The organism is Coleofasciculus chthonoplastes PCC 7420 (assembly GCF_000155555.1).
Classification (GTDB): domain Bacteria; phylum Cyanobacteriota; class Cyanobacteriia; order Cyanobacteriales; family Coleofasciculaceae; genus Coleofasciculus; species Coleofasciculus chthonoplastes_A.
In genome coordinates, this window is the sequence record NZ_DS989855.1 from 93,222 (window position 1) to 116,418 (window position 23,197).

Below are 23,197 nucleotides of genomic sequence, written 5' to 3' on the forward strand. Positions count from 1 at the left end.
CTAGACCAATGACCAATGACCAATAACGAATGACAAATGAAATAGATTCAGCCATTATCTATGCCGTGGAGTTACTCAGTCACTATGGATTTGAACTGAGGGGATATTCTGCGGCAGAATTAGTTGAGTTTTGGTTGGAAGACTATCCCGCCCAGTGGATTCGTTTGGCGGTCATTGAAGCCTTGTATCAGGGACGGTATAAGGCGATTTCGGTTGAACAAATTTTAGCCGTTTGGGGGCGACGGGAACAGCCTATCTATCGCTTTAATCATGAGTTTGAACGGTTGATTTGTCGCAAATTACCGCAAGATTTGAATGCCCCTGTTGATACGACATCCGAATCGATGTCCTGGATAGAGAGTTTCCCGGATATGTTTGAGTCAAGTTCTACGGTTGCGGTGGCGAAGTCAGAGGAATTTGTTGTCACTGAATCGGCAACAGAATCCGTTGAAGCGTCACCGCAAACGCCCGCCCAGCCTGAACCAGAAACAGAACGGATTAGGGAACGCGATCGCACTCCTCCAGACCTAATTTCTCCTGATCATACCAGTCTGCCTGAACCAGTAGAAGGGTCTCGTCGCGAAACTAACCACAACCCCATTGATCAATTTACGCCACCGCCTGATGATTCGGACTTTTATCTGAAACTCAAACAAGTCGCCCAACCGTTAGTGCAGCGCTGCGGAAATACTTGAGCAGCTTTGTATTTTCTATCTCTGAATAACTGGTAAACCGAAAATCTGCCCATCCTAACCTGTCGGAGATAGCACAGGGTTAGGCTTGTCAATTAGTTACCAGATTATTGTTGACAAACACAAAGGTCAAATCCATTGTCATTGAACCCCTGGGCAAGGAACAATATTGATTGTCACAATTCCATTAACTATTCTGCCTTACTCTCCGATAAAATATCAAGATAGCCCAGGGGGAGGGATAATGACCAATGAAACAATTTTTTCCGGAAAAATTCCTAATTTTGATTGTTGATGATAATCCCAATAATTTACAAATTCTTCATGTCATTTTAGAAGCCGAAGGCTACAAAACAATTGTTGTCAGCAACGGACAGGATGCGATTGAGCGTGTACACCTTGATAAGCCTGACTTAATTATTATGGCTTTAACCATGCCCAAGATGAGTGGATTAGAGTTGTGTGACTATCTGAAATCTCCACCTCCCCTAACAACAAGTCCAATTATCCTGATGCGGACGGTTCGTGAACAAGAGTATTTAATTGAAGCATTTGAGAAGGGCGCAGCCGATACAATTACTCACCCCTTTAATCCAGCAGAAATTCTTGCCCGTGTCCGAACCCATTTAGAATTGAAGCAGACTCAAAAACAATTAAATAGATTGGTTAAAGAACACGAAAAATTAGCGAATTTGTTGAGAAAGTTAGCGATTACTGATCCCCTGACAGGACTCTGGAATCGCCGTCATTTTTTAACGGTTGCCTATCAAGAATTTAATCGAGCCTCTCGTTACAAACGTTTCATGTCTATCCTGATGATTGACATTGACCACTTTAAGCAAATCAATGATGAGTATGGGCATACAATGGGAGATGAAGTGCTTAAGGGTGTGGCAAAAAGCATCGTTGGTTCATTGCGTGAGGCAGATTATTGTGGACGATTTGGCGGTGAAGAGTTTGTCACATTACTTCCTGAAACCGATAGTAGTGGGGCGGTGCGTGTGGCTGAACGTTTGAGAAAGCGGATGGAACAAATTACCATAGGGATTGGCGATAAACAGGTGCAAATGACGGTAACAGTTGGTGTAGCTAGTTATCAATTAGACGATGCCAACATCGAGGTAATTATTCAACGAGCGAATAAGGCACTCTATCACGCCAAAAGTCAGGGATACAATCGTGTTGCATTGCATTAAATATTGGAAATAAATGAAAAATAAACATGAACGACCGCACAAATTAATCCAACCCATCCATTTCATCGCCATTCATGGAATTGTAGGGGCGACCCGCTGCAAAAAATAACAGAACCAACTTATCAATTTTATCGGGTCGCCCTGTATCAGGTATCGCTATCGCCCAAAATCAACCGATTAATTGTATTGGCGTCACCCTGAATCGCCGCTCATGAATTATCTGACATCATCATATTTGACATGTAGGGGCGACCCGCTGCAAAAAATAACAGAACCAACCTATCAATTTTATCGGGTCGCCCTGCATAAGGTATCGCCAATTCAAATAAAAATCGGCATGAACCACCGTTTAAAATCAACCGATTAATTGTATTGGCGTCACCCTGAATCGCCGCTCATTAATTATCTAACATCATCATATTTGACATGTAGGGGCGACCCGCTGCAAAAAATAACAGAACCAACCTATCAATGTTATCGGGTCGCCCTGCATAAGGTATCGCCAATTCAAATAAAAATCGGCATGAACCACCGTTTAAAATCAACCGATTAATTGTATTGGCGTCACCCTAAATCGCATATCATTAATTATCTAACATCATCATATTTGACATGTAGGGGCGACCCGCTGCAAAAATTAACAGAACCAACCTATCAATTTTATCGGGTCGCCCTGCATAAGGTATCGCCAATTCAAATAAAAATCGGCATGAACCACCGTTTAAAATCAACCGATTAATTGTATTGGCGTCACCCTAAATCGCATATCATTAATTATCTAACATCATCATATTTGACATGTAGGGGCGACCCGCTGCAAAAAATAACAGAACCGACCCATCAATTTTATCGGGTCGCCCTGCATCAGGTATCGCCAATTCAAATAAAAATCGGCATGAACCACCGTTTAAAATCAACCGATTAATTGTATTGGCGTCACCCTAAATCGCATATCATTAATTATCTAACATCATCATATTTGACATGTAGGGGCGACCCGCTGCAAAAAATAACAGAACCGACTTATCAATTTTATCGGGTCGCCCTGCATAAGGTATCGCCAATTCAAATAAAAATCGGCATGAACTATCGCCCAAAATCAACCGATTAATTGTATTGGCGTCACCCTAAATCGCATATCATTAATTATCTAACATCATCATATTTGACATGTAGGGGCGACCCGCTGCAAAAAATAACAGAACCAACCTATCAATTTTATCGGGTCGCCCTGCATCAGGTATCGCCAATTCAAATAAAAATCGGTATGAACTATCGCCCAAAATCAACCGATTAATTGTATTGGCGTCACCCTAAATTGCCGCTCATGAATTATCTGACATCATCATATTTGACATGTAGGGGCGACCCGCTGCAAAAAATAACAGAACCGACTTATCAATTTTATCGGGTCGCCCTGGATTAGGTATCGCCAATTCAAATAAAAATCGGCATGAACTATCGCCCAAAATCAACCGATTAATTGTATTGGCGTCACCCTAAATCGCCGCTCATTAATTATCTAACATCATCATATTTGACATGTAGGGGCGACCCGCTGCAAAAAATAACAGAACCGACCCATCAATGTTATCGGGTCGCCCTGCATAAGGTATCGCCAATTCAAATAAAAATCGGCATAAACCACCGTTTAAAATCAACCGATTAATTGTATTGGTGTCACCCTGAATCGCATATCATTAATTATCTAACATCATCATATTTGACATGTAGGGGCGACCCGCTGCAAAAAATAACAGAACCAACCTATCAATGTTATCGGGTCGCCCTGCATAAGGTATCGCCAATTCAAATAAAAATCGGCATAAACCACCGTTTAAAATCAACCGATTAATTGTATTGGTGTCACCCTGAATCGCATATCATTAATTATCTAACATCATCATATTTGACATGTAGGGGCGACCCGCTGCAAAAAATAACAGAACCAACTTATCAATTTTATCGGGTCGCCCTGCATAAGGTATCGCCAATTCAAATAAAAATCGGCATGAACCACCGTTTAAAATCAACCGATTAATTGTATTGGTGTCACCCTGAATCGCCGCTCATTAATTATCTAACATCATCATATTTGACATGTAGGGGCGACCCGCTGCAAAAATTAACAGAACCAACCTATCAATTTTATCGGGTCGCCCTGCATAAGGTATCGCCAATTCAAATAAAAATCGGCATGAACCACCGTTTAAAATCAACCGATTAATTGTATTGATGTCACCCTGAATCGCCGATCATGAATTATCTGATACCATCACATTTGACAGGGCGAGTCGAGATACGTTAATCCTCACAGCGTCATATTTGTGCAGCGACTCGCCCCTACAGACAACAAACGACAACCGATAACCAATAACCGATAACCGACAACCAAACCATGATAATCTTCATAATTCAGTTAAAACGGAAAATCGGTTAGTGGGTCTTGATTAGGTAGAGGATATTCGGGATTTTCTGGGTCATCTGCCCACCGTAAAGGATTTTCCACAATATATTTGCGGATAGCATTAAGTGATGTTTCCCGGTGGATAATGTGGTCATAGAAATCACGTTGCCAGAGGGGAATATAGCGGGTTTGGCGAATCCGGTTAACCCGTTTAGTCGATAGCGATTTGAATTGTCCAATAATTGCACCCAAAGAACAGGATACTGCACCTTTAACCTGTCGTTTTTGCGTCGTAGTTGTGCCTGTAGGATAAATCTGTTGCAAATCAGATAAACCAACCGATAATTCTTGCCTGGTTGCTCTCAATGAAGTGTAGTACTTATCTGTAATAAAAATAATACCGTGCAAATGGTTCGGCATGATGATAAAGGCGTCAAGTTCCACATTCGGGCGCACAACAGCCGTTCGATACCATTCGTTTTCTACAATTTGACCAAATGGGGATAAATACATATTGCCTTGGATAATCTCCCCCAGCAGACAGTCCCGATTACGGATACAAAGCGTGACAAAATAAGCACTAGGTTTCCTGTAGTCGTATCCTTTGAGGCGAATGGAATGGCGATGGTGTCTTTGGGGTTCGTAAGGCATAGAACGATAGAGGCGACCCACGGCAAAAATAACACAACCAACCTATCAATTTTATCAGCATTCATGAAATTGTAGGGGCGACCCGCTGCAAAAAATAACAGAACCAACCTATCAATTTCATCGGGTCGCCCTGTATACAGAACCAACCTATCAATTTCATCGTGGGTAATATCCGGTTCGCATAAACAGTCATCATTTCCTCCTACTCAGAAGCCAATAGGTAATCATATCGCCTTTACCCTTCACTTTGACGGCACCTCGCTGCTCAAAGATAAACTTGTGCTGTAACTGTTGGTATGTAGTAGCGGTAACTTGAATTTTACCTGGTTCTCCTGATGATTCCATGCGAGAGGCAACATTAACCGCATCTCCCCATAAATCATAGATAAATTTTTTCCTACCAATCACACCCGCCACAACTGATCCGGTGTTAATCCCAATGCGAATTTCAAACGACTCCCCCTGTTGCACTTGGAACTCATGAATCGCTTGTTGCATATCCAACGCCATCTGCGCGATCGCTGTGGCATGATCGTCTAGGGGACGAGGTAAACCGCCAACAACCATATACGCATCACCAATCGTTTTAATCTTCTCCAACCCATACTGATCCGCTAGCTGATCAAATGTAGAAAAGATTTGATTCAGCATATTTACCAGTTCAATCGGTTGTAGACGTGCCGATAACGGTGTAAATCCCACAATATCGGCAAACAGAATTGTCACCTGATCAAAATGTTCCGCAATCGCCCTCTGATCTTGTTTAAGACGATTGGCAATCAGTTCGGGTAAGATATTCAGTAATAACCGTTCTGACTTGTCTTGCTCTAACTGTAATGCCGCTTCTGCCTGTTTTCGATCAGTAATATCACGCGCTACCCAAATAACCGATTGTTCAGAAATTACCGAAATACTGGCGGAAAACCAGACTGTTTTGTCTTCACTTTGTAGACTGTAATCAAAATAGATCGTGTGCTGAGTGGTTAGCGCCTGTTGAATCTTATCTAACCAATCCTGAGCCGTTTTCTCTTGAAAAAGATGTTCGATTGTTTGGTTAATTGGGTCAATGTAAAAGTCATAAAAGCGAGTGGGATTCGTCGGCGCTATTTCGATATTTGCTATTGTATGGTCTTGAACATCAATAATTAAAACAATCGCATTCATCGCCTCAAAAAATAGGCGCATTTTACTTTCCGACGTTCGCAGCTTATTTTCCAGCAATTTACTCTCACTGATATCCCGTGCTGCCCAAATCACGCTATCATGAGACAGGGGTGATAGGTTAGCCGCGAACCAACTATCTCGTCCGGCAACAGTCAACTGATAGTCAATACTAACCGTTTGCTGAGTTAAAAGAGCCTCTTGAATCGCTTGGAGAATAAAATCAGCTTGCTTAACTGGGAACTGTTCGTGTAAGGTTTTACCCACAATTTCGGCTGATGGCTTGTAGTCACTAAGCGGATTCGTGGGGGCAATTTTTAGGCATCGTCCTGAGGCATCAATCACCAGCACCACATCCGTCATCGCGGCGAAAAGGGCTTGCATCTCTGTGACCGCTTTCTTCTGCTGCATCACACTACCTAACTGATTAGTAATAACTGTAACTAGCTCAAAGAAATGATGGTCAGGTGGGTATTTTTTTGCCATAAAAAACACCAGCACGGCTAAGACGGAAACGGATTCTTGAGCAGCGGTTGGTGTCACTATGGGGACGGCAAATGCTGAGTTAAATCCGCATTTAACCGCGAGTTCTAATCTCAGGAAAAGGTCATCTGGAAACGTCGCTAAATCATCAACCCACTCCGGCTGAATTTGATGCCATACTCGTCCAGGTAGTTCTTCATTGGGTAAGATGGTTAAGGCAGCACTATACTCTCGAAATTGCTCGAATTTTGCGGCGTCTGGAGAATCGATATCTGTATATTTACCATACCAACTATGACTACATTCTAATGCCATACCATCCGTCGCGGGAATCCACACTTCGCCATAACTCCAGCCTGTAATTTCGCAGACTTGATGTAAAGCAACATCCAATGCAGTCTGAAAATCCGTCGCACTACTAATGGCTTGGCTCATTTTAGCTAGACGTGTTACTTGTTCCTCAGCATGTTTGCGTTCAGTGATGTCATTAATGATACTGAGTAAGCAGTCTTGTCCACTAAAGTTAATAATATTTGCTGATAATAACCCCGTTTTTACCTGTCCTGACTTGAGACGAAAATTAAATTCATAATTGTGAATGGTTCCCTGAGTTTGTAATTGCTGGATAAAGCGAGTACGCTCCTCTGGATGCAGCCAAAACTTTAATTCGACTGTGCTTGTGCCAATCAGTTCGTCTTTTTGATACCCGACTAGGTGAAGTAACCGATCATTGACCGCCAACAAGCGTCCATCAGCTAGGGTGCTGATTGCCATGGCGTTGGGAGACAAGCGGAAGGCGAGGGCAAATTGAGCTTCGCCTAAGCCTCCTGTGGCGCTTGGGGGTTGGATGGGCTGGTCTAATTCCTCGTTCCTGGGTTCCAAAATGGTCAAAGAAAAATGTAACAACAGGGCAAGGGGTTCAGGGAAAAGTTTTATTATATCGCTATTTACCGGAATCGGATCAGGGGCTTTGATGTTTGGATTCAATTCCCTGGATGGGCTGGTAATAGAGGCTTGATTTCTCATCTCGTTAGAGTTCATTGTTAGCACCGTCGCAACATGTATGATGATTCTTCTCTATTGTTCCTTGATAAATGTGAAAAAAAAGTGACTATCAGTTGTCCCGGCGACTGGAAGTCACGCCTACACAAACTTGCGTCCGCTTGCGGGGACTAAATTATTAAGGGAGTAGTTACTCCTTTCTCGCTATAAAAATACCTGAATATCTGTCTGTAAAGGCATTATCCTTGCGCTTTTTATATCATGTCCGGTCAAACTCAATTAAAAGTTTAAATGCTAAAGCCTTTACTACGAAACCACTTAATTCGAGTAACATCAGGAAACCTACTTACCAATACAAAAGCGACTAAAAATCCGGTCAAGCACGGATTCCGTTACCTCTTCCCCAGTAATTTCACCTAAGGCTTGAATCGCGCCACGTAAATCAATTGTCCAAAAATCTAAGGGTAACTGCTGGGCGATAGTTTCTTGTACCTGTTCCAGCGCTATCTTGGCTTGGGTTAGGGCGGCGGCTTGTCGCTGGTTAATCGCTAAATCTAAGTCAGCCGCGTGCAGGGTTCCCGTTTGTACCGCCTCAAGAATCCCTTGTTCTAATGCCTCAATCCCTTCATTTTTAGTGACGGCGGCTGTAATTACTCGGTCAATACTATCTGGATAGGAGACAGAATCAGCGGGGGCGAGATCGGTTTTATTAATCACTAAAATTAGGGGACGGTGTTTGACTTGGGTATAAATTTCTTGGTCGTCTGAACTCCATCCTGCTGTAGCTTCAATCACCAATACAATTAAATCAGCCGCCTCAGCCGCACGGCGCGATCGCTCAACGCCAATTTTCTCGACTTGATCCACGGTTTCCCGGATTCCGGCGGTATCTAGAACCTGTATGGGGATGCCACCAACGACTAACTGCGACTCTACCACATCACGAGTTGTACCGGGTAAATCAGTAACGATCGCGCGATCGCTGCGACTCCAGGCGTTCAATAAGCTGGATTTACCTACATTCGGACGCCCGACAATGGCGATGTTTAAGCCGGTTCGCAATAATTGACCGCGATCGGCGGTGGCGAGAATTTGCTTAATATTGGTTAATACTTGTTGCAGTTGGGCAATGATCCCCGCTTCATCTAAAGGAGGTAAATCCTCCTCAAAATCGATTCGGGCTTCAATTTCTGCCAAACTATCTAAACACGTCGCCCGGAGTTGGCGAATCGGTACAGCTAGCTTCCCTTGTATTCCCGCTAATGCAGCTTGGGCGGCGGCGGGGGAACGAGAACCCACTAAGTCAGCGATACTTTCGGCTTGGGTTAAATCTAACCGCCCGTTCAAAAATGCCCGTAGGGTAAACTCTCCCGGTTGGGCTAATCGTGCGCCTAATTCTAGGCATAATTGCAACACCTGCTGCACAGGCATAATCCCACCGTGACAATGGAACTCGACGACATCTTCACGAGTATAAGAGCGAGGGGATTGCATAATTAGGAGTAGGGCTTCATCAACGATCTGTTGGGTTTGAGGATGACGCACATACCCATAGAGAATGCGGTGAGTCTGCCACAGTTGACGCCCTGGTGCGTGGAACAGTTGACGGGCGATTTCTAAGGCATTTTCACCCGACACCCGCACGATTCCCACACTCCCCTGTTGGGGAACAACAGCAGTTGCGATCGCGGCTATTGTTTCACCTTGGACGAACTGTTCAGACATCGTTTGCTTACCCTACCTTTCTTGTTCCCCCCCTTTTGAAGGGGAGCTAGGGGGGATCTCTGATTAAATAAAGCTTTCAACCTTAAGTTTACACCAATGTTCATCAAGGGTTCCCTACAGATGGTGGTGTAATGGTAAAACCTGCACCAGTTCTGAGCGTTGATGGCGAGGGAAATTAAGCGATCGCGTAAAATAGTCTTTAACTGTATCAATTGCTTTCTATCTTAACTACTTATGACAACCGTTACGCTTAACCTCGACCCAATTGTTCACCTGAATCAAGAGCAATTTTATCATCTGTGTCGAGTCAATCCCGATGTAAAATTTGAACGCAATGCGAAAGGAGAATTAATCATCGTGTCCCCCACTGGTGGAGAAACGGGAAAACGGAATGCCAAGCTAACCACTCGATTTTGTTTGTGGAATGAACAAACGAACCTGGGAGAAGTTTTCGACTCTTCCACCTGTTTTCACTTACCCAATGGGGCGAACCGTTCTCCCGATGTGGCTTGGGTTCAACAACAACGATGGGATGCGCTGACAGAGGAACAAAAAGAAAAGTTTCCACCCATTGCTCCGGATTTTGTTTTGGAGTTAATGTCACCCAGCGATACGTTATCAGAAACTCAAGCTAAAATGCAGGAATACATGGATAATCAAGTCAGACTGGGTTGGTTACTCTATCGACCAACTCGCCGCGTTGAAATTTACCGCCAAGGGCAAACCGTAGAAATACTGGAAAATCCTATCCAGTTATCGGGAGAAGATGTTCTACCCGGCTTTATTTTAGATTTACAAATTGTGTGGAATTGAATCATTGACTGTCAAAAATTCATCTGTCAATTGTCGGGGCGGGTTTAGCCGTTTAATTTGACTATCTACCGATAACCTCAAAGGCAAAACCCGCCCTTAGCCACTATTTGATCGTGTGTGTTACAGGACAAAATAAGATTACAGCGTCAACGATTGCGGATTGGTTTCAATCAACTTCGCCAAATCTTGTAGGAATGCTGCTGCATCAGCACCGTAAACAATCCGGTGATCACAAGTCATATTCACCTGCATCTGATTCCGCACACCCATCATGCCATCCGTTGTCGCCACCACTTGCGGACGTGATGCGCCAATGGCTAGGATTGCCCCTTGTCCCGGCGGTAAAATCGCATCAAAACGGTCAACGCCATACATCCCTAAATTCGAGATTGTAAACGTACCGGAACTATATTCCTCCGGTTGCAACTGCTTGCGTCGGGAGCGTTCAACCAACCCTTTCCAGGTGCGAGACAAGGAATAAATATCCACCTCATCGGCTTTTTGTAACGTCGGTGTAATCAGTCCCCCATCTGCCATAGCCACAGCGACAGCAACATTGACCCCAGCGTGATACTGAATCCCCTTTTCCGTATAACAAGCATTGATCGTGGGATGTTGTTTTAATGTCACAGCGACGGCTTTCGCTAATAGGGCAGTCATGGTTACGCCCTTAGGCTTAATTTGTTTATACAGCTTATCCAATTCATTGGTAGCGATAGTATACCCTACCCGGAAAGCTGGCACCTGAAGACTCGCCACCATATTCCGCACCACAGCATTTTGCAGGGTGTTGAACGGAACCACTTCACCGAGGGGGACAGAAATCGGTGTCGTGGGTGTCGCCATCGGTTGAGCCGCAGGCTGAGATGGTGAGTGTTGCGGTGCGGCGCTGGGTTCGGGTTGGGGAGTTTTGCCAGCAGCGGCTTCCACATCTTCTGCCACAATGCGTCCGTGAGGACCACTACCCGTCAACGTATCAAGTTCAACCTTCAACTCCCTGGCTAATTTCTTAGCCCTAGGAGAGGCGACAGTGCGTCCATTACGGCGACTGGGGGTATCTTGCGCTTGGGGAGCGGCTGAGACGGTAGCAGGTTCAGGTTCAGGTTTTGGCGTTTGATCTGTTGGCGTTTGATCAGACGAAGTACTGGCTGGGGCTGAGGCGGAACTGGATTGGGAGGCTTGTTGTTTAGCCGTCTCAATTTCGTCAGGAGTTTCGGCTAGTAGGGCAATTGCCTCTCCGACAGGCACGGTTGCGCCTGCGGGTACAGTAATGACGGCTAGATAGCCCTCATAGAAGGACTCCACATCCATATCCGCCTTGTCAGACTCAACCACTACCACGGTTTCGCCTTTTTCTATTTTGTCCCCTGGGGATTTCACCCAAGAGACAATTTTGCCTTCGGTCATGGTGGAGCTAAGGGCGGGCATGAAAACTTCGTGGATCATGAGGTGGTATTCCCAATGAACTAGGCGTTAAATAACAATAGCATTTGCCAGATCGCATTTTAGCGTGATGACGGGTTCTCAAACTATAGAGGTCGAAAATAGGGAACAGGGAACAGGGAACAGGAAATAGAGATTACCCACCCGCCCCTAAATCTGGGTGCTTCTCCATACCAACCTACAATAGAATTAGCCGCTTACAGAGAAAATTGATGGATTGGATGGTCAAATCGGGCAAAATTTCTTTGGTGAGTCTCGCTGGTATGGTAATCCTGCTGACGGCTTGTACCAGTAATCGCCCAGAAGCGACAGTTACAGCCGCTAATCCCTCACCTGACAAAACGACTTCCTCATCGACTGAGCCATCCCCCGATTCTCCCGGTAATTCAACTCCCCAGCAAAATTTTTCATCACCTCAGACGCCAGCAGCTAACCGGGAAGATTATCGTTCTATTGATCTATCCCAACAGACAGATAGGACGAGTTTAACCGGGAGTGATCCCAAGGCGATCGCACTCTCGGCGTTTGGTAATAGGGACTCTAACACGGATTCAGCCAGCGTGGATGTTTCTTATCCTAAACCGGATCAGGCAATTGTTATTCTGACTCAGACTCGATTAAAGGATGATTCGGTGAGAGGTATCCGATATCGTGTTGAGTTCCAGAAAAATCCCTCGGCTCAAGCGAATGAACAATGGCAGATGATTTGGGCAGGATCTCAGTTTAAATGTTACCCTGAGCGCGGTCATCAAGACTGGTCACCTGAACTTTGTTTGTGATACCAAATCCGCTTTGAAAACCCTTTTTTGTCATGGCGATTGAAATCGCTGCTACACCAACAAAGTCCGCCTGCGCGGACTGGGTTATATAGCGCTACGCTCTAAGGTTAGGACAAAATAAGAAAAATTTAATAAGTCGAGGTGTTGCCTATTGCCTATTGCCTATTGCCTATTGCCTCTCCCCACCCCAACCCTTATTCAGCAAGCCCTATAATAGACAATTTATCGACATCCTAATGATTCGCGAGTCTCTACTCCTGTTTTCGAGTTAACCCCACTAGCTTTAGTGCAGAGACTTTGGACTTGCACACGATCTAAAACGGCATTGCTGAAATCAGCACCGGTGATATTAACATCATCCAAGCGAGAACCTAACAAAATTGCTTCCTCTAGAACCGCATCACTCAAATCCGCCCCTTTGAAGTTAACTTTATAAGCAATGCTGTATGAAAAATCTGCACCCTGTAGATTAGCGTCAGTCATCGTGGAATCACTAATCACCACACTGCGTAAATCGGTATTGCTTAAATTCGTTTGCGTCAGATTCATTTTAGATATCTCTAGTTCAGCTAAATTTTGACCGGAGAAATCCATGGTACTTAGATCAGATACACCGTCATTAATAAGCTGTCGGGCAGAGGGATTAGCAGCTTGGGCGGATAGGGGAACCCAAACCAACACCAACGCCAAAATTAGAGCAGCGAGTCCTTGAATAGACTTAATAATACTTTCTTTCATTGCAACTGTTGCCGAAAACATCCTTTCTGGTGTAGCTTACGCCAAATTTTAACCACATCGGTATAACTGATAGGGAATACCAATCCGGTAATGGTGACTCGGATCAAGGATACAGGTTTTTGGGTTCGCGATCGCAAGATTTTTTGGATAGTCTCGCCGCTTCAAGCCGGGAGCGATGACCCATAGATTCAATGGAGACACAGAAGGTATCGCTAATTCCGATAACTGCTGCCAGACTTTATCATATCCCTGTTGGCGACTTAAAAAGGCGATCGCGCGATCGCCCTCCTGACTCCCACCCTCTGATACGTTCTCTAATGCCAAGGCAAAGCTCAATCCTAATCCTACATCCTGAAGATCCTTATATCCCATCACCATGATCAGGGGAACCGTGGGTTCAATCGTCATATTCTCTGCTACTTGCTGAGGATAATAGGGTTTGAGAAACACCAAATTAGCCACGACACAAACCGTACTCACGACAGAGATAGCCAACGTTAAGACGATTGCCCATTTCCCCTGCATCCCGACACCCCGGCGCCCAGACGCGCCATGAGACGCGCCATGAGACGCGCCATGGCGCGTCTCTACATTTACGGTTAAACTCGCTGCCAATAACGCACAAATCGCCGGATAATAAACAAAGTTATAACGGGGAACAACGGAGATATCTTTACCTAGCAGGTAAATAATTGCCAGAAATTGCAGCAATACAGCCAAAGTAAACCCGAATAGGGTAAACGTGGCTAACTGAGTTGAAGGCTGACACAGCAATCGCTTCACTCCCACGCCTCCCCGCCAAATAATCCACCCACCCAACCCTAGAGTTAATCCTCCCATGGGTATCACAATCCACAAGGGTTGATTTTCCACGGGTAAGGCAATTACCATCAGGAACCAACCCACGAGTAATTGCACCAAAGGCGTAATACTATCTGGTGGCGGTAGCCAATTGGTTTCTTGTCGCCCCATATCTGCCAAAAGCATACCCCACCACGGCAGATAGCTAACTGCCATTCCCGCCATTACCAGCGCCACAGCACTCCAACTCCCACTCGGTAAGCGCCGACGATACCCAATCATCCCGGAAATTAGGGTCAAAACTTGGGCAATGACAGCCAGAATAAAAAAGTAATGGACATAACAACCGATACTGTTGACGATTCCCCAACCGCACCATAGCCACGGGGAAGGCATTTGCTGATGGTAAAGACGCTGCTGAATCGGGATTAATGCCAACAGTGCCAAAATAATTAGCAACATGGGCAACGTGTAGTGACGCGCTTCCTGAGACAGGTAAACTGCAAAAGGAGACACCGCCATTAACGCAGCAGCGATTAATCCCGCGATTGGCGAAAAGATGAGACGATTGAGACAGTAAATTGCCGCGATCGCACCGACTCCGATTAAAGCTGGAAATGCACGCAACACCCACGCCAGGGGTTCGGTTCCCGTAAACCTTAACCACGAATGCATTAAGCAAAAGAATAAGGGCGGATGAGTCGATTGTTGAGCAAGGGTTTGGGCAATATCTCTACAGCTAGTTTCGGGTTCGAGGGTGAAGAATTCCTGGAGCGTGGACAAAGGAAATATGACATCCAACGGTAAATCATTATACTCCCGTCCCAGACTAAAGAAAGCGGTGAGAACTTCATCCAGCCACAGGGGTTTTAAGTCAAGATGCCAAAACCGGAGGACGATTCCCAGAATAATGATTCCAGCAAGGGCGAAATAATGGTGAGTCAGTTTTTGGCGTGGGTTCATAGTTAGGATTTTCGCGCAAAAACCACTCTAGCGAGAATTGGGTTAATTTGAGCGATTGAAATCGCAGCTACACAAACAAAGTCCGCCTGCGCGGACTGGGTTATAAGTATTAGTAGCGAGCAAGATGCTCAATGTAGCGAGCAAGATGCTCAATGTAGCGAGCAAGATGCTCGCACTACGGCAAGGTATGGCACGTAAATGTGTAGGGGCGGGTTTCACTACTATCTCTTCGGTTGCACCCAGATGCAACTAAACCCGCCCCGATTCGCCGGTTTCGTGATTTCCCGTGAGACGTCAGGGTTATAAGGGGGGTAGCCAACCTAGATTTGGTATTAGTCCTAGATTGATTAACATGGTGAGAGTAGACGGTAATTTGAGAGATAAAGAACTTGGACTGGTCTAGATTTAATCTTCATGGTGATGCTCCTGAACATGCCTTTGAAGCACTGACTGGAACGTTATTTGAGCGCTGGTGTTATCGGGAGTATGCCGATCAAATTAGGCGAGTCGTCTTCGTTAATGGTGCAGGTGGCGATGGTGGTGTTGAGGCATATACTCAACTCAAGGATGATCAGGTTATCGGATTGCAAGCGAAGTGGTTTAGAGAACCTCTGGAATCTTCTCAGATAGAACAGATTAGAAAGTCTTTAAAGACCACATTCCGCACTTAAACTTGAAGTGTGTTTTGTAGTACAATGAGGGATAGTAATCGCCCCCTAAAATAAGTATTTATACTTATTTTTTTTGCAAATAATAAATCAGCCAAAACAATGGGTAAAAACTGTCAAAAAATCGAAATAAAAAACCTTGATCATTTAGGGATAATAGCCATTACCTCCAATAGGCGTAGATCTAGCGAAGCTGACACCAGGGGCAATCTAGCTCAAAACCCTTGTCCTATAAGCGTTCCAGAAACCTTAATGCTCTGTCGTTTCAGTTCGTCTAGCCCGTCCATTGTCACCTTCTAATCAAAATGTTTGAGTTATTACTTAATTATCAAGTACTATTAGTGGGCTATCGCCCATCACCATAGTTTTGTTATAAAAATTCATAAGTTTATTACAAGTACAATGCAAATTTATTATCACATTTAATTATTTAACGACGGCTTTAGAATAAGCAGTTTGAGAGAAAGTACATTACCTTCAATACCGTAGTTTAGACTAGATGGCGTAGATCTAGCAAGGTTGTCACCGGAGACAATCCTGTAATCTATCGTGCTACATCTTGAAGTGCGGAATGTGGATTAAAGACATGACGTCATCCTTGTAGTGCGAGCATCTTGCTCGTTACTAATACCCAATTTAAATGCATAAAAGCTTATCACTTTTCTAGTTCAGTCCGCGTAGGCGGACTTTGTTTGTGTAGCTGCGATTTCCAATCGCCCTTTTATCCCTTTGTTTGCGCCCTTTTATCCCCTCTGCACAATACCATCCTGGACACTTGCTCGACGATAACCCCTAGAGGGTAGATGTTTCAGATCAAATTCCTCACCATTTTCCCGTTTCCAAATCTTGTAATCAGAAAACGTAAGCGGGGTTTGAGGTTCACACTCTTCCGGGATATGATCGGCAAAAACAAAATACACCGCCCCCTCTCCCATAACCTGGGCGATACCATCCCGGTTCACCACCAGCGAGGTTCCCTCATCAATCCCTATCCCCAAGACACTATCAGTGATTCCATCCCGAAGTTGACGTGCCATAAATGTCATCAATCGACCCATGCGATCGCGATCGCTAAAATGGGTATCTATTACAGTACCCTTCATTAGCGACCAGTTGAACAGATCATAACTAAACAGAATATCTTCATAAGGATCATCTAAGGCATACTCACTATCAACCGCATCCGAACAGGCGTTATAAATAAACTCACTTTGAATCATCGCCCCCGCACTGGTTCCCCCAATCCCACCGCCTTTAGCGCCAACGGATTTAATCGCGTCTTCTATCGCCGTATGATTAAAATTGCGGGTATAGTCGCACTGATCGCCACCTGCAAAAAACAACACCTCAGCTTGGCGAATGGTATCCGCGACATCTGGAGAATTAGCATCATCCCGACTACCGATAACCAAGGTTTCAACCGAATCCACCCCATTCATCGCCAGAATCGGTTCATTATAGCCAGCCGAACCCGATGAGCGAATCACAACCACATCAACCTGAGCCGAACAGTCAGTGCAACCTCTCGCCTGATTAATCATCCACTGAATCGCTTCATCCACATCAGCCCCCCCGCCACCTAAGTCAAAAGCAATACCTGCGGGAACATTGACATCCGTTGAATTGCCATCAAAATAGCGGATAACCTTGGCAGATGCTGGTGCAACCCAAAGCGATAAGCACATTAATACTATTGCCACCAGCTTGATGACTTTAGCACAGGGCAAGCCGGAGGTAGATTGAAAAGGACGAGAACCCATAGAATTATTGGAAGATAAACCCCGATATCAATAGTGGCACGAGTAAAAGGGCAGATATAACTGCCACAACTGTGACTGGATCTACATTGATAACGTTTTTTTCAGGTTTATTGCTCATCGAACACCCTTCCAGATTGAGTGACATACTCCTACACTAACCTGAGTACAGGTATAGTGTAGGCTTCTCAACCAATCCGGCTATTGCGTAGGAGGCGTTGAGCTTTAAGAACGGGATGCCCCTCCGCTCTATTTTTTATATTGATAGCTGCGTTATGGTCACGGTCAAGACTGCATCCACAATGGGGGCAGTTGTGCCAACGCATAAACAGCTTTTTCGGTACTTTCTTTCTCTCCACAATTCGAGCAATCCTGTGATGTGTTATGGGCGCTTACTGGAATTACCAACAAACCAGCTTTTTCGGCTTTGTTTGTCAGTATCGACAGAAAGTTTGACCACCCAGCATCCAGCACAGATTTAGCCAATCTAGTTTGAGTAAGTCCTTTAACGTTTAAATTCTCATGAGCAACACAGTCATACTTTGATAGTAGATAATTAGCTGTTTTGAAGTGAAAATCCTTGTAACAGATGCTGTTTTTATTTTGAATCCATCAGGGATAGAGCGATGTAGGATAACCTTGACTTTCCCCAACATTGGTAAGTTGATGAGGTTTCCCTGCAAGCACCCCTCTTTCATTTGGGGGTAAGTCAAGGTGCGATATCGGTTACGGGCTTTAAACCTTGGCTTCCCGCTACGTTGGCCGTTGCTATCGCCTTTGATAAATCTCTCAAACGTTACCTTCACTCGCTTGACTACATCTTGTAGGACTTGAGAGTAAATCTCTTTATACCAGGGATGAGTTTTCTTGAGTTGAGGTAAGGTTTTCTTCTGAGAGTAGTAATCTGGGTTGTCTTGTAATTCAGGCAGATGACAGATTAAGGGACAAGCATTGACTGGGGAGCGGTTTTGCTCATACCCGTTGAATCTATCAGCCAACAAATAGTTATACTGAGCGCACAGCATAGCCAGCCATCTGTCAAGTTCAATAACTTGCTGTTTGGTTGGGCGTAGCTTGTACTGGTAGGCAGTTCTCATTTGCTTACTTGCCCTCCTGTTTATCAATCTATGAACAGTATACTGTCTGTATGGTGTTTTGTTGGAACCTAATAAAAAATAATGTCATGAATGTAATTGGAAACCTCCGTTCCTACGGTTTCCCACCTATCCATCCCAACGCCAACCTGAGTTGTTACTGAGCCTGTCGAAGTACAGGTATGGCGTGGGGCTTCCGGTGAAGAAAGCTAAAAACTGCTTTACCACCCGACTGGGTAAACTGCTGTCCCTATCTTACTGCCAAGTGGGTGATCAAGATGACAGATGATGGATAAAACCGTTTTGGTGCAGAGATCCAGCATAGTGGTGTGGCAGACCCTATTTAATGAATTAGAATGGAAGCCCCGAAACTGTAGGGGCGCACAGACGTGCGCCCGATTCGATGGTAAAATCTATTCCACCATTTTAGTTGTGCCACGCCAGTCCGTTGGTTGGTCTTGTAGGGGCGGGTTTCACGGCTCACATTTTTTTCCCGCCCTGATGTAACTAAACCCGCCCCGATCAAGGTGCAAGGATTCTTGAACCAATTACCAATGACGCTATGACCGATACAGAGCTTGCTGGATAGAAGCGTCTCTCTGTATCCTACTGATGGAAAGGCTTGTAAAAAAAGGTGCTGTCATGGCTAACTCAAAAAACGTCCTGGGTACAGAACTAGAAACCTGTTGCACATCTCCCATGACCGGATTTTACCGGGATGGGAAATGCAATACTGGAGGCGGTGACTTTGGCGCTCACGTTGTTTGCGCTCAAGTTACCGAAGAGTTTCTGGAATTTACCAAACAGCGTGGGAATGACTTGAGTACACCCGTTCCCGGATTTAATTTTCCCGGTTTAAAACCAGGCGATCGCTGGTGTCTATGTGCCTCTCGCTGGCAAGAAGCCCTGGAAGCTGGCGCTGCACCTCCTGTGGTTTTGTCTGCTACTCATGCATCGGCTCTAGAATATGTTTCCTTAAGTGAACTTAAACAACATGCTCTTGATGCTCAAGATGCCTAAAAAAAATTGTGGTATTTTAATCCAAATGTATTTGATAGTTTGTGATGTTATGTCCGTTTTTATTTAACTTCTTTAGACATTTCAAGCCATTGAGAAACGGTGCGTTAGCGAAGCGTAACGCACCCTACAATTCCCGACAATTAACTCATGACTTATGACTTATCAGTTTTGGAGTTTTGCACCGATGAAAGAACCGGATTAGAATTAGTATCAACATTGTCTAAAGCGGGTTTTAGAATCTGCCAAGCTTGTTGCGCTTCGGGTAAAAATTGATCTCGTGCGGCTTTAGCTTCGGCAAATTTAATTAACGTTTTGGCAAAACTCTTATCCGTCGCTTGCTGCATTTGTTCGGGAGTCAGGGGTTCGGGGCGAAAGAGTGCCTCAATTACTGGACGCAACTCCAACGCCTGCTGCTGTATCTCTTCGAGGGTGACTCGTAAGCTGGCTAAATTCGCGATCGCCTTCACCGCTTGAATAATTTCCGGTTCATCTTCTGGCGATTCAATCGCCGATGGGGGACCAACCACAATTAAATCTTCACTGCTTAACCCATCGGCAAAACTATTCGCATCTAAGCTAGTATCCTCTGGGTCATCCATCCGCCGCTCAATTTCTTCCAGCGCCTTTTTGCGACTGCGATCGCTGTCCGTTCTGCCGCTGACTTCGATAAATAAACCCAGTTCCTTTAAATGTTTGGTGGTGTACTGAATCGTCGATTTAGTCATAATCGTTTCGATAAACAATAATTATAAACTACGATAAACTGTTATATCTTCACAGAAAAACCAGCGGCTTATCCTTCAACGGCGCAAACGCCTCAGCATCAAACCGATATAAAGACGCTGGACGCCCTGCTCCCCGTGAGGCTTTTAGACCCGTATCGGCTAAAAAACCTAACTTCAACAAACGGGTGCGGAAGTTAGAATAATCCGAGAAGTTTTCGCCTAAAACAGTAGTATAGAGTTGATAGAGGTCACTGAGCGTAAAAACATCGGGTAATACATCAAACGCGACAGGACTATACTCCAACTTATTCCGCAAACGCTGATATCCATACTCGATAATTTTGCCATGATCGAAGGCTAAGGACGGTATTTGCTTAACCGGATACCACGCAATACCACTCACTCCCTCAGCAATGAACTGTGCTTCTTCAAACCGAACTAAGGCAAAGTAGCTAACCGATAGGTAACGAACGCCAAAGCTTTTTGGGGATTCCCTAGGATCGCGATGCGGACCACCAAAGGTGTAGAGTTGTTCCAAGTAGAGATTATTCACCCGAATTTTTTCCACCAGAACCCGATGGGCAGCATCTTCTAGGGATTCTCCTTGGCGCACCAGCGTTCCCGGTAAACTCCACTGACCGGAAAAAGGGTCATCCCGGCGCATGATTAATAGCACCAAGACGCGGTTTTGTTGAGTATCGACAGAGAAAATAACAGTGTCAACACTGACTTTGAAATCAGCTAACGCTGGTTGGTTGCTCGGTTTGATGCCGCGTTCTGACATGGTTATCCAAAACTGTGACGTTTTGAACTTAAAAAAGTGATAGTCCCCCTAAAAGTATAGCTAAGAACGTCCCTGTTCCGGAGTCACCGTTGATCAAGCGTACAATTTTTCGCGATTGATATACTCTTGAACAGAAGGGGTTATGACATCTGGGTCTCCTTTTTCACGATAGGCTGTGGAGGACACTCCAGGAACATCCAGATCCGCGATCGCAACCTGAGTACCAAGCTGCCTTAATCGTTTTACTCCCGTTTCGTCTATGTCATAACCGGGACGCGGTACAACCAGTAACTGTACCTGACTGAGTAATTCTTCAATCTGATACCAACGGGGTATCTGATTGACTAAATCCGAACCCACTACGAGAGTATAGTCCACCTCATCCCCCCAAATTTCCTTGGCTTTGGCTAACGTTTCTAGGGTTCTGCTACGACTCAACTCCTCATGTACGCCAATATCATTAGGCTGTGTTTCAATTTCGGAAATTAACACCTCTAACATCCGCTTGCGGTGTTCTAGGGAGGTTTGGTGAGACTTAAACGGATTATCTGATGCCCAGACAGCGACTTTATCGTAGTGATGGGACAACCATCTGAGAATGGTTTTATGGGCTGCAGTGGGTGGATCAGCACTGGTTCCGAATAAGGCAATTGTTGTCATGTCAAGTCCGGTAGCATTGTCATTATAGATTGGGCAGGGAGATACAGACACAAGAAAGAAGCATGTTATCTTCGACCCTCGTGTAGGGGCGACCCGCTTGCACAAATCAACAATTATATCCACTCAATTTGATCGGGTCGCCCTTTACTAAAATCTCTGTTTCAGAAAATGTTTTTGTAGGTAGTTATTTATTTTACTTTACATGCTACATCATATCTAAATTTAGACATCGGTAGCTTCTTTATCTAATCGTTTTTCCGTCTGTTGAGTAAGCTGTTTTAATTCATCCGAAATCTCTACTTGTAGAGGCTGGGGATCATCAAGTTGGCGGATTACATCAGGAATCATTGCCACAGTCGCCGCTGTACGTTTTTTGATATCCGCTAATGGTTCCGGTGGGTTTAACCGTTTACCCTCTTTAACCATTAGTTGTAACAATGGCTGTTCGTTGGCTTGAGGAGATTCAGATGCCATTGCTAGTCGATCTTTACTAATTTTCCCGTCAACACAATGACGGAAAACTTGTTTGCGTCCAGGATAAGTTTCTTTACTACTCGACTGTTTCATCGTAGGAATACCATCCATTTCCACCAGTTTGTACACCCCATTAACTGGCTTACCTGTCACCAGTCGTGTACCAACACCATAACCATCAATAATACCGCCTGCTTGTTTAATCTTGGCAATCTCCCATTCATCCATGTCACCACTGGCAAAGATTTTCGCATCCGGTAACAGCGAATTCACTTGTTTAGACAAATCAGCAATATCTCCCGAATCTAAGCGCACACCTGCAACGTTTGTCTGATTTGCTTTAACCTGTTCTGCCAGACGTTGAGCCGCCCCAACTGTATCATAAGTATCAATTAATAGAGGTGAAGTGGGAAAATAGCGTTGAAATGCACTAAATGCCTCATCCTCACTCCCCGATACAGCAGCAATTGCCATCACTAGAGAATGTGCCATTGTGCCACTGGGTTTTTGGTTTAACTTCAGTGCAGCAACCACATTTGAGGTAGAATCAAACCCGGCGGCTAATGCTGCCCGTGCTGCCCAGATTGCGCCTTGTGGACTAAATGCACGGCGAGTACCAAATTCCAACAGCTTGGCATCCTCTCCCGCGACATCTCGCATCCGCGCTGCCCGTGTTGCGATTAGGGTTTGGTAATTAATTGTATTTAGAATATAGGTTTCGACGAGTTGGGCTTGCCACAAGGGGGCTTCAACCCGCAGCAGAGGTTCATTGGCAAAAACAGCCGTTCCTTCGGGTAAAGCCCAAACATCACCAGAAAATCCTCCGGACTGAAGTACAGACCAAAAACGGTCTGGGACTTGATCAAACAGCCCTGTTGCCTGTAACGCCTCGATTTGAAAGTCCTCGAATTTAAGGTTTTCCAGATAATCTAACGCTTGTGCCAATCCCATTGTAATTAAATAGCCAAAGCCGTTAGGCAAACGGCGCACGAATAACTCAAAGCTGGCGCGTCGATTCTCTAACCCTTCACCAACATAGCAAGCTGCCATGGTCAGTTCATAGAGATCGGTTAATAGGCTGTAATCGGCTGGAGTGAGAGTGAGTTGTTGGTCTTCCTGTGGCATAAGTTTCAGATGGCTATTGTGCAGTATTGACTGTTC

Annotated in this window: 17 protein-coding genes and 2 pseudogenes; 7 read left to right on the forward strand and 12 right to left on the reverse strand. The window is 44.9% G+C overall.

Going from position 1 to position 23,197, the window contains the following annotated elements; translation table 11 throughout:
* The first annotated feature begins 29 nt into the window (after window positions 1-29).
* From MC7420_RS20525 to MC7420_RS20530, 3 genes and pseudogenes are all read left to right on the forward strand, one after another.
* Window positions 30-695, forward strand: coding sequence for a hypothetical protein (locus tag MC7420_RS20525; RefSeq protein ID WP_006102602.1), 666 nt, complete (start codon window positions 30-32; stop codon window positions 693-695).
* A 58-nt stretch (window positions 696-753) separates the two neighbouring features.
* Window positions 754-987 (forward strand): annotated as a pseudogene (locus MC7420_RS44130) (ATP-binding protein); the annotation flags it as partial.
* Complete coding sequence (locus MC7420_RS20530; protein ID WP_006102802.1) at window positions 944-1,888, forward strand: diguanylate cyclase; 945 nt, start codon at window positions 944-946, stop codon at window positions 1,886-1,888. The pseudogene MC7420_RS44130 and the gene MC7420_RS20530, both read left to right, overlap by 44 nt.
* 2,419 nt (window positions 1,889-4,307) lie before the next feature.
* Here the strand turns inward: MC7420_RS20530 and MC7420_RS20535 are convergent.
* The 3 genes from MC7420_RS20535 to mnmE all read right to left on the reverse strand — a co-directional run bounded on the left by MC7420_RS20535 (window position 4,308) and on the right by mnmE (window position 9,317).
* Window positions 4,308-4,967, reverse strand: a complete 660-nt coding sequence (locus MC7420_RS20535) for a transposase (protein WP_157453256.1) — start codon at window positions 4,965-4,967, stop codon at window positions 4,308-4,310.
* Window positions 4,968-5,138: 171 nt separating this feature from the next.
* Entirely contained in the window at window positions 5,139-7,631 is a 2,493-nt protein-coding gene (locus MC7420_RS20540) for an adenylate/guanylate cyclase domain-containing protein (RefSeq protein WP_006102792.1), read from the reverse strand.
* A gap of 303 nt (window positions 7,632-7,934) precedes the next feature.
* Window positions 7,935-9,317 carry a tRNA uridine-5-carboxymethylaminomethyl(34) synthesis GTPase MnmE gene (gene mnmE, locus MC7420_RS20545; protein ID WP_006102596.1) on the reverse strand — a complete coding sequence of 461 codons (1,383 nt, stop codon included), beginning with the start codon at window positions 9,315-9,317 and terminating at the stop codon, window positions 7,935-7,937.
* Between the two features lie 234 nt (window positions 9,318-9,551).
* Between mnmE and MC7420_RS20550 the strand changes: the two genes are divergently transcribed.
* Entirely contained in the window at window positions 9,552-10,130 is a 579-nt protein-coding gene (locus MC7420_RS20550) for a Uma2 family endonuclease (RefSeq protein WP_006102688.1), read from the forward strand.
* 138 nt (window positions 10,131-10,268) lie between these two features.
* Here the strand turns inward: MC7420_RS20550 and MC7420_RS20555 are convergent, their stop codons facing one another.
* A complete protein-coding gene (locus tag MC7420_RS20555) occupies window positions 10,269-11,576 on the reverse strand; it encodes a dihydrolipoamide acetyltransferase family protein (RefSeq protein ID WP_044208600.1) in 1,308 nt (435 codons plus the stop codon).
* Window positions 11,577-11,785: 209 nt separating this feature from the next.
* On the opposite strand from MC7420_RS20555, the gene MC7420_RS35505 reads away from it, so the two are divergent.
* Window positions 11,786-12,352: a hypothetical protein gene (locus MC7420_RS35505; protein ID WP_006102616.1), complete on the forward strand. Its 567-nt coding sequence runs from the start codon at window positions 11,786-11,788 to the stop codon at window positions 12,350-12,352.
* 222 nt (window positions 12,353-12,574) lie between these two features.
* Here MC7420_RS35505 and MC7420_RS20565 read toward each other — a convergent pair whose 3' ends face one another.
* A complete protein-coding gene (locus MC7420_RS20565) occupies window positions 12,575-13,090 on the reverse strand; it encodes a pentapeptide repeat-containing protein (protein ID WP_198016512.1) in 516 nt (171 codons plus the stop codon).
* Window positions 13,091-13,138: 48 nt separating this feature from the next.
* Complete coding sequence (locus MC7420_RS20570) at window positions 13,139-14,854, reverse strand: glycosyltransferase family 39 protein (RefSeq protein WP_006102643.1); 1,716 nt, start codon at window positions 14,852-14,854, stop codon at window positions 13,139-13,141.
* A 389-nt stretch (window positions 14,855-15,243) separates the two neighbouring features.
* On the opposite strand from MC7420_RS20570, the gene MC7420_RS20575 reads away from it, so the two are divergent.
* On the forward strand, window positions 15,244-15,525 hold the full coding sequence (locus tag MC7420_RS20575) for a restriction endonuclease (RefSeq protein WP_006102652.1): 282 nt from the start codon (window positions 15,244-15,246) through the stop codon (window positions 15,523-15,525).
* Between the two features lie 740 nt (window positions 15,526-16,265).
* Here the strand turns inward: MC7420_RS20575 and MC7420_RS20580 are convergent.
* Complete coding sequence (locus MC7420_RS20580) at window positions 16,266-17,282, reverse strand: cyanophycinase (RefSeq protein ID WP_006102627.1); 1,017 nt, start codon at window positions 17,280-17,282, stop codon at window positions 16,266-16,268.
* 185 nt (window positions 17,283-17,467) lie between these two features.
* A pseudogene (locus MC7420_RS44135) lies at window positions 17,468-18,376 on the reverse strand (RNA-guided endonuclease InsQ/TnpB family protein).
* Between the two features lie 639 nt (window positions 18,377-19,015).
* Between MC7420_RS44135 and MC7420_RS20590 the strand changes: the two are divergent.
* Window positions 19,016-19,393 carry a DUF2237 family protein gene (locus MC7420_RS20590; protein WP_006102582.1) on the forward strand — a complete coding sequence of 126 codons (378 nt, stop codon included), beginning with the start codon at window positions 19,016-19,018 and terminating at the stop codon, window positions 19,391-19,393.
* A 152-nt stretch (window positions 19,394-19,545) separates the two neighbouring features.
* Here MC7420_RS20590 and MC7420_RS20595 read toward each other — a convergent pair whose 3' ends face one another.
* From MC7420_RS20595 to MC7420_RS20610, 4 genes are all read right to left on the reverse strand, one after another.
* On the reverse strand, window positions 19,546-20,118 hold the full coding sequence (locus tag MC7420_RS20595; protein WP_044208688.1) for a hypothetical protein: 573 nt from the start codon (window positions 20,116-20,118) through the stop codon (window positions 19,546-19,548).
* A 49-nt stretch (window positions 20,119-20,167) separates the two neighbouring features.
* On the reverse strand, window positions 20,168-20,902 hold the full coding sequence (locus MC7420_RS20600; protein ID WP_006102810.1) for an NUDIX hydrolase: 735 nt from the start codon (window positions 20,900-20,902) through the stop codon (window positions 20,168-20,170).
* Window positions 20,903-20,995: 93 nt separating this feature from the next.
* Window positions 20,996-21,562: a nicotinate-nucleotide adenylyltransferase gene (locus MC7420_RS20605; RefSeq protein WP_006102754.1), complete on the reverse strand. Its 567-nt coding sequence runs from the start codon at window positions 21,560-21,562 to the stop codon at window positions 20,996-20,998.
* Window positions 21,563-21,784: 222 nt separating this feature from the next.
* Window positions 21,785-23,161, reverse strand: a complete 1,377-nt coding sequence (locus MC7420_RS20610) for a nicotinate phosphoribosyltransferase (protein WP_006102671.1) — start codon at window positions 23,159-23,161, stop codon at window positions 21,785-21,787.
* Window positions 23,162-23,197: the final 36 nt, after the last annotated feature.